Annotated in this window: 11 protein-coding genes; 5 read left to right on the plus strand and 6 right to left on the minus strand. The window is 40.7% G+C overall.

Annotated elements, in window-relative coordinates; translation table 11 throughout:
- Window positions 1-58 precede the first annotated feature (58 nt).
- From OK025_RS17945 to OK025_RS17955, 3 genes are read left to right on the plus strand one after another with little or no spacing between them, the layout of a single operon-like run.
- Entirely contained in the window at window positions 59-1,558 is a 1,500-nt protein-coding gene (locus OK025_RS17945) for a DUF1501 domain-containing protein (RefSeq protein WP_317665857.1), read from the plus strand.
- A 4-nt stretch (window positions 1,559-1,562) separates the two neighbouring features.
- On the plus strand, window positions 1,563-2,435 hold the full coding sequence (locus OK025_RS17950; protein ID WP_317665859.1) for a sugar phosphate isomerase/epimerase family protein: 873 nt from the start codon (window positions 1,563-1,565) through the stop codon (window positions 2,433-2,435).
- Window positions 2,432-3,844, plus strand: a complete 1,413-nt coding sequence (locus tag OK025_RS17955) for a c-type cytochrome domain-containing protein (RefSeq protein ID WP_317665860.1) — start codon at window positions 2,432-2,434, stop codon at window positions 3,842-3,844. The genes OK025_RS17950 and OK025_RS17955 overlap by 4 nt, the downstream gene beginning before the upstream one ends.
- A gap of 375 nt (window positions 3,845-4,219) precedes the next feature.
- Here the strand turns inward: OK025_RS17955 and OK025_RS17960 are convergent, their stop codons facing one another.
- The 3 genes from OK025_RS17960 to OK025_RS17970 are packed head-to-tail and all read right to left on the minus strand — an operon-like array spanning window position 4,220 to window position 8,694.
- Window positions 4,220-5,518: an amylo-alpha-1,6-glucosidase gene (locus tag OK025_RS17960; protein WP_317665862.1), complete on the minus strand. Its 1,299-nt coding sequence runs from the start codon at window positions 5,516-5,518 to the stop codon at window positions 4,220-4,222.
- A gap of 30 nt (window positions 5,519-5,548) precedes the next feature.
- Window positions 5,549-7,303, minus strand: a complete 1,755-nt coding sequence (locus OK025_RS17965; RefSeq protein ID WP_317665864.1) for a class I mannose-6-phosphate isomerase — start codon at window positions 7,301-7,303, stop codon at window positions 5,549-5,551.
- A 53-nt stretch (window positions 7,304-7,356) separates the two neighbouring features.
- The gene (locus OK025_RS17970) at window positions 7,357-8,694 is read right to left on the minus strand and encodes a sugar porter family MFS transporter (protein ID WP_317665866.1); all 1,338 of its coding nucleotides are present in this window, start codon (window positions 8,692-8,694) and stop codon (window positions 7,357-7,359) included.
- A gap of 90 nt (window positions 8,695-8,784) precedes the next feature.
- Here OK025_RS17970 and OK025_RS17975 point away from each other — a divergent pair, with 90 nt between their 5' ends.
- Window positions 8,785-9,522, plus strand: a complete 738-nt coding sequence (locus tag OK025_RS17975) for a GntR family transcriptional regulator (RefSeq protein WP_232475551.1) — start codon at window positions 8,785-8,787, stop codon at window positions 9,520-9,522.
- Between the two features lie 76 nt (window positions 9,523-9,598).
- On the opposite strand, the gene OK025_RS17980 is transcribed toward OK025_RS17975, so the two are convergent.
- A complete protein-coding gene (locus OK025_RS17980; RefSeq protein ID WP_317665869.1) occupies window positions 9,599-10,831 on the minus strand; it encodes a hypothetical protein in 1,233 nt (410 codons plus the stop codon).
- A 453-nt stretch (window positions 10,832-11,284) separates the two neighbouring features.
- Between OK025_RS17980 and OK025_RS17985 the strand changes: the two genes are divergently transcribed.
- A complete protein-coding gene (locus OK025_RS17985) occupies window positions 11,285-13,615 on the plus strand; it encodes a GH92 family glycosyl hydrolase (RefSeq protein WP_317665871.1) in 2,331 nt (776 codons plus the stop codon).
- Between the two features lie 65 nt (window positions 13,616-13,680).
- Here OK025_RS17985 and OK025_RS17990 read toward each other — a convergent pair whose 3' ends face one another.
- On the minus strand, window positions 13,681-14,862 hold the full coding sequence (locus OK025_RS17990; protein ID WP_317665873.1) for a homoserine dehydrogenase: 1,182 nt from the start codon (window positions 14,860-14,862) through the stop codon (window positions 13,681-13,683).
- A 37-nt stretch (window positions 14,863-14,899) separates the two neighbouring features.
- Window positions 14,900-15,943, minus strand: coding sequence for an alpha/beta fold hydrolase (locus tag OK025_RS17995; RefSeq protein WP_317665875.1), 1,044 nt, complete (start codon window positions 15,941-15,943; stop codon window positions 14,900-14,902).
- Between the last annotated feature and the right edge of the window lie 23 nt (window positions 15,944-15,966).

Below are 15,966 nucleotides of genomic sequence, written 5' to 3' on the forward strand. Positions count from 1 at the left end.
CTAAAGCTGCGGACTAAAAATTTAGTGACACAGACCGTTCATACGTAATGATAGTCAGATGAAAGATCTAAATAAGCTAATAAAAGAAGCGCAACAATTTGAATTGCAGGCTGTCACAAGGAGACATTTTTTAAAGGACTGTGTGGCAGGTATCGGAGGTATTGCTTTAGGGAGTTTGTTGACGAGTTGTAATGGATGGGGACAGTCAAAATCAGCGGAAAAGTTGGATCTGAATGCACTCAATCCGCTGGTACCCAAGCCTCCTCATTTCCCAGGTAAGGCTAAAAGCGTAATTTATCTGCATATGGCCGGCGCTCCGTCGCAATTGGAGTTATTTGATTACAAGCCTGCATTGCAGAAATTACATAATCAACCTTGCCCGGAATCCCTGCTCGCAGGAAAGAAATTTGCCTTTATTCGTGGGATTCCAAAAATGTTAGGACCACAGGCTACTTTTAAACAATATGGAGCAAGTGGGGCTTGGGTATCAGATCATTTGCCTCACTTTAGTAAAGTTGTTGATGAAGTGAGTTTTCTGAAGGCCGTGCATACCGATCAGTTCAATCACGGTCCAGCGCAATTGTTTATGCATACGGGAAGTGCCCGTCTCGGCCGGCCAAGCATTGGTTCATGGGTAACTTACGGTCTGGGATCTGAAAATAGCAATTTACCCGGATTTGTTGTGTTAACATCGGGAGGTAAAACACCGGATGCAGGAAAAAGTGTCTGGGGAAGTGGATTTTTACCGTCCGTATACCAAGGCGTTCAATGTCGTTCAAAGGGTGATCCCGTATTGTATATTGCCGATCCTGAAGGGATGGGAAGGGATATGAAGCGTGATTTGATTGATGCCATAAATAATGTCAACAAAACAGAATACGATACCTTTAAAGACCCAGAAACCTTGTCGCGGATTGCACAATATGAGATGGCTTATAAAATGCAGGTTGCAGTTCCTGAAGTGATGGACATCAATAATGAACCTGCGTATATTCACGAATTGTATGGAACTGAGCCGGGTAAAGAATCGTTTGCCAATAATTGCCTTTTGGCTCGGAAACTTGTAGAACAGGGGGTACGATTCGTGCAGTTATTTGATTGGGGTTGGGACAGTCACGGTACAAATCCCGCAGATTCGATTGATCTTGGCTTTAGAAATAAATGCCGGGAGATAGATCGACCAATGACCGCATTGATTATGGATCTCAAACAACGTGGTTTGCTGGAAGAAACACTAGTTGTGTGGGGCGGGGAATTTGGACGCACACCGATGCAAGAAAATAGGGACAACAGCGATATGCCATTCCTGGGACGCGATCATCATACCGACGCCTATACCATCTGGATGGCAGGCGGGGGAGTTCGTAATGGTATAAGTTACGGTCAAACCGATGATATTGGGTTCGCTGGGGTAGAAGGGCGCAGTTCTGTACACGATGTCCATGCGACCATGCTCCACCTTTTGGGTTTTGATCATGAGAAATTTACATACGATTTTCAAGGAAGGCCATTCCGATTGACAGATGTGGAGGGTGAACTTATTCAAGCTATAATTTAAAAACATGAAACAATTTCTAGTATTAATTTTATTTATGAGCAGTTTTCTATCCATGACTGCCCAGCAGTTACACATCAAATATTATTGCACCAATTGGGGAAATAGCGATTCTTGGGATACATTCTGTCTCCGGGTGAAAAATGCTGGTTACGATGGTGTTGAATCCTGGTTACCCGGTAGTCCAAATGAGCGGAAAGAGATGATCGATGCATTACATAAATATGGATTGAGTTTAGGATTGCTTTCAGGCGGATCGGGCGGAACTTACGAGGAATATAAACAAAGTTTTAATCGTAATTTGGATGAAGCAGCACAGTTGAAACCCGATTATATCAATTGCCATACCGGTAAAGATTATTACTCGTTTGAGCAGAATAAAACATTGATTGAGCTTGCCGATGCGGCTAAAAATAAGTACCACATCCCCGTTTATCATGAGACTCATCGCGGAAGATTTAGTTTTGCAGCTCATGTGACAAAAGAATATTTAGAGAAGATTCCGACCTTACAACTTGCATTGGATATCTCGCATTGGTGCAATGTGCACGAATCAATGCTTTCTGATCAGACGGATGCTGTAACAAAAGCGCTTTCCAGAACGGAACACATTCATGCACGAATTGGGCATCCTGAAGGACCACAAGTCAATGACCCCGCGGCTCCTGAATGGAAGAGTATCGTTGCACAACATTTGACCTGGTGGGATAAAGTTGTTGCTAAGCACAAGGAAAATGGGGTGAAGGTATTGACCATAACGACCGAGTTTGGTCCAGCGGGTTATTTACCCACATTACCATTTACACAACAACCGGTGGCCGATCAATGGTCAATCAATGTTTATATGTTGCATTTACTCAAAGACAGATATAAAGAATGATAGTTTTCTTTGATGAATTATTGGGCTTTTTGGGACGATTTCACCCGCTTTTGGTCCATTTACCGATCGGCATATTATTGTTGGCTTTTGTTATGGCAATTAGGACTCAGTTTAAAGGCGGTGATATGTATTTGCCTGCTATTAAGCTCTCCTTATTCCTAGGGACTATCGCAGCTATAGTAGCTGCTTTATCGGGATATCTGCTTTCACGAAATGGAGGTTATGAGGAGGATGTCCTGAGCTATCACAAATGGCTGGGAATTGCCGTGGCTATCAGTAGTTTATTGCTTTGGTTTCTTTATCGTAAAGAATCTCCTGGTGCATTTCGCTTTTGGCTTTTTTTTATCCTGGTGCTCTTAATTGGGGTGACTGGACACTACGGTGGAACACTGACACATGGAAAGGGTTACTTTGTGGAAGCTATGCCAGTAGCACTTAAAAAGCTGTTTAAAGCGGAAGAGGCTAAAGAGGAGGTTCTTATCGTTCAAAATGCGCAGGAAGCAGAAGCCTATAAGGGAATTATTCAACCTATTCTAAAACAGCGTTGTCAAAGCTGCCACGGGCAAAGAAAGCAGGAAGGGGGGCTGGCACTGGATACAAAAGAGAATTTGTTAAAAGGAGGAGAGAACGGCACAGTACTAAATGCAAATGATTCGAAAAAGAGTGAATTATATGCCCGATTGGTGTTGCCCGAGGGACATAAGAAACGTATGCCACCTAAAGGTCGTACACCGATAACCGCTGATCAGATAAAACTGATTGCCTGGTGGATTGATCAAGGAGCCAATTTTGATAAAAAAGTGCATGAAATACCACAAACGGAGGAAATAGCTCATTTGTTGAAAAAATTGGAAACAGGGGAAAAAGAGGAGTCTGCTGTATTGTATGCTGATCTACCAGCAGCACCAGCTTTGCCAAAAGATAAAGTTGATGCTTGGCAGGCTAAGGGTATTAAGATCATCCAAGTTGCAAGAGATAATAACTTTGTGTTGGTTAATGCGATTAATTATCCTCAATTTAATGATAAGGACCTACAGGAATTGTTAGCCATTAAGGATAATATTGTACAGCTGAAATTAGGAAATACGGCTGTTACAGATCTTGCTTTTTCAACATTTTCGGCAATGCCCATTCTTTCCCGTCTGCATTTGGAAAATACAAAAATTTCCGATGCTGGATTGAGCCAGCTGAAAGGCCTGTCAAAATTAACGTATTTGAATCTGACAGGCACAAAAGTTACATCAAAAGGTCTATCAAAACTGAACGAGCTTCCGAGTTTAAAGAACGTCTATCTTTATAAGACGGTAAATCAGGAAGTCGCCGCAATAAAGCAGTTGAATGCTAAGATTAAGGCAGATACCGGTAATTATAGTTTGCCTTTTATTGAAACCGATACAATTAGGTTTTAAGCTGTTATTGGACCTGTTGACTACACGATGAAAATCCGCGATCCAAATGGAATGCTCTTGTACAATTTAACGATTGAGCGAGAAGGACAAGTAATTTAAGGAAAATAAACAGGATATTTTAGCGGATAGGAAACGACTATACAAAGGAGAATGCGGAAAAGGTTTTAGCGTAATATAAAATAGGAATGCTAAGGTGACGATTTCAAATAAAACCTTCATGACTTCGTAGACACCAACAGCAATGAAAGCAAACTGAAGGTTCTTTCTGGCCAATAAGATTAGACACTTTCAGAAAAAATGCCCCCAGAAAGTGTCTAACTTTTTGGAGGCACTGCAAATTTCCTGCTGCTCTTTTTACATCGCGATAAGCTGTTTTTATTTCGTGCCAGCATGTTCTAGTAATTCGATAGCATCGTAAAGCACACCTGCTTCACCTCTAAAAGTTCCTGAACCTTCTGGTTTATTATCTTTTGTGTACCATTCATAAAAACCTTTATTTTTGATAACACGGGCAAGCATCGGCTGTATCTGTTCATAAGCTTCCTGTTGAAAACCATTTTTAACGAGCTGCTGAATCATACGCCCACCGAACCAGGTCCAGTCCCCACCATTTTGATAACCATACGGATACATGCCTTTGTTTTTAAATGAACCTGCAGGATAAGTTGGGTACACGGTAAGTCCAATTGTTGCCGCACCAGCGTCTTTTACATTTTTAATCATTTTATCCAATGAAACTTTTATTTGCTCTTTGCTGAGCAAATTCGCTTCAATAGCGATAGCTGTTCCACCATGATAATAGATTTGATTTTCATCAAAATCAGCCGCAAATGGAGAGCCTTTGATATAAATATGGGGAATAAACTTCTGGTTCTTTTCATCCCAAAGGTGTTTCATCGTATTACTTGCTACGGAAGCTCTGATTTTTCCCCATTTTTCTTTTTTCTCAGGAAGTAGATCCATGTAGTTATCAAGGGCGATCAAAAACATCGCATTGTCGTAGATGTCCAAAGCAATATGCGAATTTTCATCGAGATGGACACCCCAGTCATGCTCGGGTTGAACGTCGCCCCAATCAACCGTGGTTGCGCCCCAAAGTAAACCATAAGTATCATTATAACGTTTGTCCAATAAAAATTGCAAAGCATGTTCCATGCGATCCTTTACAGTTGCATCACCAATTTTTTCATTGAGAAAAGCCTTGTCTTTAGTTGCAACGATATATTTATGTACCGCTTGAATTAAAGAGGATTCCTGGTCTGTTTCAACGGTGTTTTTATGTGCAGCATAATCAGGAGCCAAGGTGCTGGTGATTGTGTAATAGTCCGATACGCCATTTTTTAAGCTGGACTTTTTGACAAAACCATCGGCAATATTACCATCAGAACCTTGTAGTTTAAAGAACAAAGCCAATTGATCTTTGATCTGTTCATGGGGATGTACTTTTGTTGCTAAGGTGATAAATGTATTGTAGTCTCTAATCCATACCTCACTGTATCCATCCCCCGCATTGAATCCGCTTTTGATGATGTTCGTAGCCATATCTTTGACAATATGGAAGCTGCTATCTTTTTGGATGCTGTCTTGTAAATTGTTCGTAGAAACTTTACCGCCAGCATGTTGGCAGGACAGTAATAGGAGCGATGAAGATAATGCAAAAAATATAGTTCTCATTGTGCTGTTTGTTTATAATAAATGGTTTAATTAACATTTGGATTCTTTGACAAAAGATTGGATAACCTTTGCCTTACCGTTTCCTAAATTACGCAATGTATAGGACCCAGCAGCAGCAGGAACGGCAAAAGTCTCGGCATAATGGAAGACTTTCTTCATGCCATTTGCCGTCGTCAGCTCAATTGCCTCACCCTCGACAAGCATCATGATATGACACTGTCCCTGCGTTTCAATCGAAACATCCTGATCGAATTCGTATCTAAAAACATCGTAGAAATGATCTTCATGCGTTGGCAAATGTATTCTTGTTGTTTGCGCATCAAGGACTTTTTCACTGGGCTGAGCTAGCAGTGTGTTTTTTACGACATCACCTTTCCGGCTAAAATTGAGGTTAGCGAATGCTCTATCAATATTTAATGGACGTGGTTTCCCATCTAAATCGGGACGCACCCAGTCGTACATTTTAAAGGTATAATTATAAGGTGTCGCACTGATTTCGAGTACGAGATTATTCACGCCGGAAGAATGTACGGTACCATGTGGAATCAAATATAACTGGTGTTTCTTGGATTCGAATTTTTGAACGTATTGCTCGATATCCATAGCTATTCCGCTTTGGAAGCTCTCTTCTAAAGCGGAGCGAAATTTGCCGGCATCAATTGTTTGCTGAAAGCCCAGATACACTTGTGCGTCCTCTTTTCTATCAACGATATAATATGATTCGTCCTGTGTGAAGTTTTCTCCAAATTCTGCTTTTGCATAAGCTGGACTAGGGTGGCATTGAATGGATAGGTTGCCGCCATCAAAGGTATCCAGGAAATTGAAGCGTATTGGAAATTCAACATCGAAACGTTGCTGTGCATGACCGAGTACATTGGCACTTTCTTGAAACATCAATTGATCGAATGAAATTTCGAGTATATGTCCATCTGCTTCGAGCAAAATACCATTTTCGGGGACAATCATTTCGAAGGACCACGCATAGTTTTTGACATCCTGATCGATGCCTGTAAGGTGCTCTTTCATCCACTGTCCACCCCATACTCCGGGTTCAAAAGTTGGTCGTACGCGGAAGTAATTTTGAGACATGGTTTGCAATGTATCGCGTAGATCCTTCCCCGTAATCCATGGTAAGGTGTGGGACGATTGTTGATCGGCAAGAATTTCGACACGGGACAGGATGGACCTTTTATGTCTATTCAATATTTCCCAGTCGACAAAATAGTAACGTTTGTAGGTTTCCTTTTGATTGGTTTGTGTTGAAGAGCCTAAATTTAAAGCTGTGCCCCCACGCATGCGTTGAATAAGCACATTTTTGGGCAGATCAATATACATCAGCTGACTAGACGTATCGACTAATGATGCTCCAGGACCATAAAAGACGGTATACTCAACTTGTTTTGAATCGGAGCTCGCTAGTATTGATTGAAAATCCGCTAGTTTTTCGGTATCAAAGTATTCAATGAGCTGAATACCGGTCTTTTTTCCGAACAATGGGTCGTTGCCGCCTAGGTAGGGAGAGACAATATCCTGGATGGCTGATTCCGATTTTAAAGCAGAATCCATCGCAATAAATCGTGCGGATACACCCTGTTTTTCAAATTCCTGCTTCAGGTTGGGGATGATTGTGTCCCAGTTAACACCTACAAAACCATCAATGCTATGTATATTATGTGTAATGAGATGTGCAACAAGATCTTGGTAAGAATTTGATAAGGATCCTTGAACTGGAAACGTTGGCGCGATTTCGTACTGAAAAGGTTTTGTTTGAGTATTAGAATACATATTGATGTAATTTTTTATTGCAAATGAATGATGTTGGAATAAATAGCCTTTGCTTACTTGTTTGTTGATTTTTTGTTGTGTTTTTCAATCCAGAATTTTTCGATCTCCTCCAAAGGTTTGCCCTTCGTTTCCGGAAGGAATCCCAGTACAACAAGGAATGCGATGGCACAGAAAAATGCAAACAACCAGAACGTATAGCGGGCGCCCCAGGAAGCGAGAAGAATGGGCGTTAGCTGTCCCACGATCGCATCGGAAATCCACATCACCATAATACTGATACCCATGGCACGAGCCCGGATGGCATTTGGGAAGATTTCGGCTGCGACGACAAATTTTAGTGGGCCAATGGAAAAAGCAAAGAAAAATAAGAAGGAAAGTATAGCGATAATCAATGCGATATTATTGACTTGACCTTGATTAAAAAGATAACCAGTAACCAGCAAACTCACGGTAGCACCTACAGTTCCCAAAAGATATAAGGGACGTCTCCCCCAATTATCAACCTTCCAGATTGCAAAGAAAGTAAATAGCACATTGGCAGCTCCAAAGAATAACTGGGCATGATAGGAGTTGTTTAATGAAATACCGGATTCAAGCAATATGCTCGGACCATAATAAACAATTGCGTTGATTCCACTGAGCTGTGAAAATAAAGGGAGGAATAAGCCCAATAAAAAAGCCTTGCGATAAATGGGAGAGAACAGATCACGTAGATTTCCTTTCGAGGAAACATGGCTGACCTCTTGTATATCCGATAGCCCTAATGCGACACTGATCGCTGCAACTTCAGTATTTCGTCCATTTTTAGAAAGCCAACGTGGACTTTCAGGAATAAAGTAAACACCGATACATAACAATAAAGCTGGTATTGCACCAACTAAAAACATAGTTCGCCACAGTTCATTTTGCTGGGCCGAACTATATTCAAGAATCAGGTAGTTGCTGATATAGGCAAATAGGATACCGAATGTAATAGCGAGCTGGTAACAGGTTACTGATCTTCCTCTAAATTTGCTTGGCGATATTTCCGCAAGATATAAGGGCACAACAATTGAGGCTATTCCAACACCAAGGCCCCCAATGCTTCTACTTGCAATCAATATGCTGTAAGAAGGACTGAATCCACAGCCAATTGCTGAGAATAAAAAAAGCAGGGCCGCAGTAATAAAGGCGGGTTTTCGGCCGTATTTATCTGTTAATGGTCCTGTGAAAAATACACCAACAATACAGCCTAGCAAGGCTGAACTGACGAAAACGCCCTCTTGAGCAGGAGATAGTCCGAAAAATTGCTTCACTAACGGCAAAGCACCTGCAATTACAGCCATATCGAAACCGAAAAGGAGTCCTCCAAGTGAAACGATACATAAAATGATGATAAATTTCTTTGACATCTGCGGTTTATATTAATATGTATATACATACAAACATATATCTATTTTTTTAATTATGCAAAAAATCTTATTTTAGCACAAGCAATCCAAATGATGAATTTAAAAATAGATCATAAAAGTCCTGTTCCGCTGCATATACAAGCTGAGAATTTGTTACGCGAATTAATTAAGCAGCCTGAATATATAGAGGGGAAATTATTACCCAATGAAATTGAATTAGCAAAAAGATTGGCAATTTCCCGTTCTACTTTGCGTTTAGCGATCAATAAACTGGTATATGAGGAGCTGCTCATTAGAAAGAAGGGGATAGGAACGAAGGTGGCTAGTTCTAAATTCAGTTCAAAATCCAAAAATTGGTTGAGTTTCTCACAAGAGATGAAAAATCGTGGGATTGAGGTGAAGAATTTTGAACTTCACGTCAGCTGGGTTGTTCCGGATAAAGCTGTTTCGAAGTTTTTTAATGTAGATGAGGATCAGAAGCTGTTAAAACTAGAACGTCTGAGAGGAAAGAAAGATGACCCATTTGTTTATTTTATCTCTTATTTCCATCCGCGTATAGGTTTAAACGGCGATGAAGATTTTAAGCGACCTTTATATGAAATCTTAGAAGCAGATTATCATGTCGTCGCAGATCTTTCTCAGGAAGAGTTGGATGCAATGGCTGCAAATAAATTTATAGCGGATAAATTGGAGATTAATATCGGTGATCCTATTTTGTCCCGCAAGCGGTTTGTATTTGACCAATCTGGAAAGCCAATTGAATATAATTTAGGGTTCTACCGTGCGGAAAGTTTTACCTATACTGTTGAAAGCAGAAGAGATTATTAAGTAATTCACTCATCCTATTATCCATTCAAAAAGGACGATAGGATGAGTGAATAGCTCATTTATTTATTCTTTTCTTTTAATGATTCTTTTCTACGGTAGATTCTGCCCAGCTTTCTAGGAGCGCTATTGCTTTATTGAGCACTCCTGCTGAACCTTTGAATTTCCCTGATCCGCTAGGGACATTATTTTGACCATACCATTCGTAAAATCCTTTGTTTTTCACAACGCGATCGATCATCGGTTGAAGTTCTGCATAGGCTTCTTGATAAAAGCCGTTTAAAACGAGCTGCTGGATCATCCGTCCGCCAAACCAAGTCCAGTCACCACCATTTTGGTATTGGTAAGGCTGAGCCATTCCTCCGATGAAAAATCCAACCGGATAGGTCGGGTATAAGGTCAATCCAATACTCGGCATGCCCGATAACCGGACGTTTTCCAGCATTTGCGTATTGACTGTTTTTATTTCTGAAGCGGAAAGTAACCCGGCTTCTATCGCGATGGCGGTACCTCCATGATAATGAATCGTATTTTCATCAAATCCTTTTGGGATAGGGGATGTTTTAGGGTAGAGATGAGGGATGAATTTTTGTTTTTTCTTATCCCATAGATGACGTCTGCTGTTTGTTTCGAGACTCTTTTTTAATCCCTTCCATTCTGTCACCTTCGGAGCGTTGGGCTGAATATCAATTAATGTCTGCAATGCAATAATAAACATCGCGTTGTCATAAATATCGATCGCCTCATTGGAGAGCTCATTCCAGTCACAACCAAAGCTATCGTTGGGTTGTACATCTCCCCAATCTGCGGTCATCGCACCCCAAAGCAATTGATACTTGTGGTTGAATCGTTCTCTTTTCAAATAATCCAACATGAGTTGGATTCGATCTTTGACGGAAATTCCACCGATAGACTCCTCCAGGATACTGTAATCCTTTGTTTTCAGGATATATTTACCAAGCAGTTGGATGAGTGAGGTTTCCTGGTCTGTTTCTACTGTATTTTTAAATCCAACATGGCCGGGCGCATTTTCTGAATAATAAGGTGTATCATCGTGCCAGGTAAAATCCTTTTTAAGGACATAGCCGTCTACCATTTCACCATTGGGCTGTTGCATCTGAAAGAATACTAAAATGGCCCCTCTAATGTCCGCTTGGGACCGCTCTTCCAAGGCGGTTTCAATAAATGTATTGAGGTCCCTGGCCCAAATTTGCGAGTACCCACTTCCCGCATTGAAACCTTCTTTGATGACCTCTCGGGCAAGGCTGTCGACATATTTTAAGTTTTGATCCGCTAGAATGCTTTTTGCCAACTTAAGTTGAGTTATACTGTCGGGTTTTATTTGTTGTGCTGATAGTTGGGGTCCGAGTAACAGAAGTATTAGACTAAAAAATGGGGTGTTTTTTTTCATTTTGGTTTTATTGTAATTAATTAGGCTTGACAAGTGTATCTGTCAATAATTTGTATCTATTTCAGGGTTAATTTTCATCTACTTCAGGGGTTTGATCGAAGATCAGCCGTCTGATTAGTATTTTTTTTGAATTTATTTACTGGTTATATTTTAGTATGTATGTACAATCAAAGTTATGGAAAAATGTCAGTATTTAAGCTTTAATAACGTTTTATTTGGTTAGTATTTAAAATTTTACAAATTTAGGCATTATAGTGAGGCCTTTCCCGTAGTTAAATCGCGTAAGAAAATAGAGCTCATGTTTATACATACTATATTTTTTTGTAAGTTTGCTGTAGAACCTAATTGAAAACAATGGTAAAGCGTATCATTTATTATTTTTGTAGTTTATTTGTAAGTACGACGGCTGTTTTTGCACAGCAGAAAACAGATTTAACCGTTTTTGTAAAACCTAATATTGGATCCGTTCATAGCCGGTATTTCTTTTATACACCAGCAGCAGTACCTTTTGGAATGGCTAAGCTAGCGCCGAGCACAAATGGAAGCTATGGGAACAAGTCAGGCTGGGAAGCTGTGGGGTACGATGATAGGCATGGGTCAATAGAAGGATTCGCTAATTTTCACGAATTCCAGGTAGGCGGAGTGGTATTTGCACCGTCCGTTGGAAAATTGAAGACAACTCCTGGTCAACTTGATCGTCCACAAAGCGGCTATCGTTCTGCTTTCGATAAGAAAGATGAGTTTGCTACTTCTGGCTATTACCGCGTCAAGTTAAAAGATTATAATATACTTGCGGAGCTCACTGCAACCAAGCGCGTCGGTTTTCATCGGTATACTTTCCCAAAAACGGAAGAAGCCAACCTTATTTTCGATATTGGCCATGTTATGGGGGAAAGTGGCCCGGTCGTTGATGCTGAAGTGAATTATGACAAACAGCACGTCTGGGGATATGTGGTTACCAATCCTGTATACGTACAAAAATATCAGCAGGGTGCTCATGTTAAGATGTTTTTCTTCGCGGAGATAAACAAACAGCCTAAATCTTTTGGAACATTTAGCGATTCCACGACTTTCGATCAACATAGCCGTATAAAAGGAAAGGGGGCCGGCGTGTTCCTGAAATTTGATACCCAAGTAGGGGAATCTATCGAAGTCAAGACCGGCTTGTCTTATACATCTGTGGAAAATGCACAACTGAATTTGCTTAACGAAGCAAAGGATATGTCGTTTGATACTGCAAAGAAAAATGCCTTGCAAACCTGGAATAGTGAACTGGGAAGAATTTTGGTGGAAGGGGGGAAAGTGGACGACCGCATTAAATTTTATACTGGATTGTATCATGCTTTACTTGGTCGTGGGCTTGCAAGCGACGTCAATGGTGCATATCCCAAAAATGATGGCTCGGTAGGGCAGATTGCTCTAAATAAACAGGGGCAACCTATTCATCATCATTATAATACCGATGCGATCTGGGGTGCATTTTGGAATTTGACACAGTTATGGTCCATTGCTTATCCGGACTATTACAACGACTGGATTCAGAGTCAATTGTTGGTCTATCGCGATGCCGGTTGGCTAGGAGACGGTATTGCCAACAGTAAATACGTTTCGGGTGTAGGGACTAATTTTACAGGTTTGGCAATTGCAGCGGCGTATAATGTGGGTATTCGTGACTATGATGTGAATCTTGCCTATGCTGCGGTGCGCAAAAATGAATTGGAAGGGAAAGACCGTCTGCCTGGAGCGGGGAAGTTAGATGTGGGCGTTTTTGTCCGTAAAGGTTATTCTCCGTATATAAAAGATGATAATGGCAGTCCCGAATTAATGACCAATGGATCTCCTTTTGGTGCTTCGCATACCTTGGAATATGCTTTTTCTGCCGGTGCAGCCGCACAATTTGCAAAATCATTGGGGCACCAAAAAGACTACATTAAATTTCAGGGATTATCCGATGGATGGCGTAATCTGTACGATACCACAACGAAGTTTATGCGACCAAAGGATAGTACTGGGCGATTTATTTCAAACTTTAACCCTTATGAACCATGGCGTGGATTTCAGGAGGGAAATGCTTGGCAGTATACCTTCTATGTTCCGCATGTCCCACAGGAATTGGTTAAACTGGTTGGAAAGGATCTGTTTAATCAGCGGTTGGATAGTATTTTTACGGTGTCGCAGAAGAATGTGTTTGGAGGTGGTACACAAATTGACGCTTTCGCAGGGATTGAAAGTCTTTATAATCATGGTAATCAACCGAACCTGCATATCTCTTGGCTGTTCTATTTTTCTGGTAGACCTGATTTAAGTCAGAAATGGGTACGGGCAATTTGCAATGAGTTTTATGGTAATGATGCAATACACGGTTATGGCTACGGACAAGACGAAGACCAAGGACAGCTTGGCGCATGGTATGTCTTGTCGAGTATCGGCCTATTCGACGTACGAAGTCTCACCACCGAGAAGCCCGCGCTTCAGATTGGCGCGCCACTTTTTGATCGGGTAACGATACAATTGCCGGAGAAATTAAGAAAAAATAAATTTATCATTCAGGTGAAGAAGGAGCAGGCCAATAGTTATATTATTGATCAGGTTCGGTTGAATAACCGCCTGTGGAAAGGTTGGCAGCTGCCTTTTGAACGTCTGGTAGAAGGTGGGATTTTAGACCTCAAGTTGAAAGGCAACTAAATTTAAGCAATAAAAAAATAGCCCCATTCGGGGCTATTTTCAAGGTAGGTTGGTTTGTTGATTGCCTACGCGATTTCAGCAATAAAATTGCCTTCTTGATCCAAATCGGCTTTGTGAGCTGCGATTTGTTGAAGATTAATATGTCCTATGACATATTTGAAATCTGGTGCGTAATATCGTTCTGTGATTTCACCGAAATTTAACTTTTCAATCAGTGCATCATCGGTGTATCTCAAATAAACCTTAATTAAATAATCTTGGCTATAATTTAATGTGCTGGATTCCAAATGTTTTTTGTATTCATAGCGGTATCCATAGCGAAGGGCAGCGATATCCGATAGCACAGCAGAGCCCGTCGGGTGGCCACCGGCTCCTTTACCATAGAAAAATTGTTCGTCTGCAAAGGCTGCTTTTACCAATACACCATTGTTCTCATTTTCTACATTATAAAGCATGCTGTCTTTGCCTACTAGGCGTGGTAATACGTAAAGTACAACTTTATTGCCGTCGATCTCTTTCGCTGTTGGTATCAATTTGATCTTGAGGTTCTTTTCTTTAGCAAAACGAATATCTTGCTGTCCCAATTTGTCTATACCAATATTAAAGACATCGTCTGGTTTGACATAGATCCCGTACGCATGGGAAGCAACAATACATACTTTAAATTTTGGGTCAAACCCACCGACATCAAGGGTTGGATCTGTCTCTGCAAAACCAAGTTCTTGCGCTTTCTTTAAAGCATCTGTATATTGCTGGTTTTCATTGAAAACTTTAGATAAAATATAGTTGGACGATCCATTAAAAATACCGCTGACAGAATGAAGTAATTCATTGTCATAGTACTCTTCTAAATTCCGTATAATGGGAATACTTCCGCAAACTGCACCTTCGTACAATAAACTGGTGCCATATTCATGTTGAATATCAACTAGCTCTTCCAAATGGCTGGCAATCATTTTTTTATTGGCAGATACCACATTTTTACCTGATTTCAAGGCACGAACAGTTAGTTGATAGGCTGCTTCGGCATCATCTATCAGTTCGACAACAGTATTAATGTCTGGGTCACCTAAAATTGTCTCCGCGTCGGTAGAAAATAGATCTGCTGGTAGCGAGCGTTTTTTATCACCGTTTTTAATGACAAATTTCTTGATCTCCAGATTAAGATTTTTGGTTTTGATGATATCGTAAAGACCTTGGCCTACAACACCAAACCCAAACATCCCTATTGTTAATTTATTACTCATATCTCTTCTTAAATTCTCTTATATGTATTTTATTCTCTTATACTAATTCGTTGATGTACACTTTTTGTTCCTGCAGAAAGCTGCTGATAATTTTAGTGAGTTTTTTTGTTTCGATCAAAAATCCATCGTGGCCATAGGTAGATTCAATCTCCTGGTAGTGGGCATTGGGAATATGTTGAGCGATAAATTGTTGCTCTTGTGGAGGAAACAACAAATCTGTATTGACGCTCAGCACTAAAGTTGGGCAGTCGATGCTCGCTAAAGCGGATTCGATAGATCGTCTTCCACGACCCAAATTATGGCTGTCCATTGCTTTGGTTAGGAAGTAATAGCTGTACGCATTATAGCGTTTCACCAATTTTTCACCCTGATAGTTTTGATAGGAGGATGCTTTATAATGATCGAGTTTTTCGTTATCATCCTCCTTTTGTGTGTTGGCATACGTTGTATAGTTGCGGTAAGACAACAGTGCCATAGCGCGTGCAACTTTTAAACCCTTAGCTCCGCCATCGGGATGATTGGCGTATAAGGTTCGATCAGTTGTAATGGCAAGACGTTGACTTTCATTGAATGCAATACCCCATGGTGAATGGACGGCATTTGTTCCAACGACGATTAGATGGTTGATGGCTATACTGTGCGATACGGCCCATTCCAATGCTTGTTGACCGCCCAATGAGCCCCCAATAAGGATCTCTATTTGTTTGATATCCAGGTGGTCTGCAAGAGATTGATGGGCTTTGACCAAATCCCTTACTGTAAATTCAGGAAAAGATAAGTAGTAAGGTTGTCCAGTAGCTGGGTTTATAGATAGCGGATTACTGCTATTATATGCTGATCCGATGACATTGGCGCAGATAATATAATAATCGTTTGAATCAAACAATTCACCTGTTCCAAAAAGACCTGACCACCAATCCAGTACATCCGCATTGGCCGTTAGTGCATGGCAAACCCAGATCACATTACTGCGATCTGCGTTGGGTTTGCCAAATGTTTCATAACTGATTTGTAAATCAGTAAGCTCTCTTCCATTTTCAAATACAAAAGGCTCCGGGTGCAGATAAATATGCTTACTCATTTTACGTTTACGTTTTAAGCCGA

The sequence above is a fragment of the Sphingobacterium sp. UGAL515B_05 genome, assembly GCF_033097525.1.
Lineage (GTDB): Bacteria > Bacteroidota > Bacteroidia > Sphingobacteriales > Sphingobacteriaceae > Sphingobacterium.

Coding starts and splice junctions, on each gene's coding strand:
- OK025_RS17945 (WP_317665857.1), top strand. CDS start 59: ATGAAAGATCTAAATAAGCTAATAAAAGAAGCGCAACAATTTGAATTG.
- OK025_RS17950 (WP_317665859.1), top strand. CDS start 1,563: ATGAAACAATTTCTAGTATTAATTTTATTTATGAGCAGTTTTCTATCC.
- OK025_RS17955 (WP_317665860.1), top strand. CDS start 2,432: ATGATAGTTTTCTTTGATGAATTATTGGGCTTTTTGGGACGATTTCAC.
- OK025_RS17960 (WP_317665862.1), bottom strand. CDS start 5,518: ATGAGAACTATATTTTTTGCATTATCTTCATCGCTCCTATTACTGTCC.
- OK025_RS17965 (WP_317665864.1), bottom strand. CDS start 7,303: ATGTATTCTAATACTCAAACAAAACCTTTTCAGTACGAAATCGCGCCA.
- OK025_RS17970 (WP_317665866.1), bottom strand. CDS start 8,694: ATGTCAAAGAAATTTATCATCATTTTATGTATCGTTTCACTTGGAGGA.
- OK025_RS17975 (WP_232475551.1), top strand. CDS start 8,785: ATGATGAATTTAAAAATAGATCATAAAAGTCCTGTTCCGCTGCATATA.
- OK025_RS17985 (WP_317665871.1), top strand. CDS start 11,285: ATGGTAAAGCGTATCATTTATTATTTTTGTAGTTTATTTGTAAGTACG.
- OK025_RS17990 (WP_317665873.1), bottom strand. CDS start 14,862: ATGAGTAATAAATTAACAATAGGGATGTTTGGGTTTGGTGTTGTAGGC.
- OK025_RS17995 (WP_317665875.1), bottom strand. CDS start 15,943: ATGAGTAAGCATATTTATCTGCACCCGGAGCCTTTTGTATTTGAAAAT.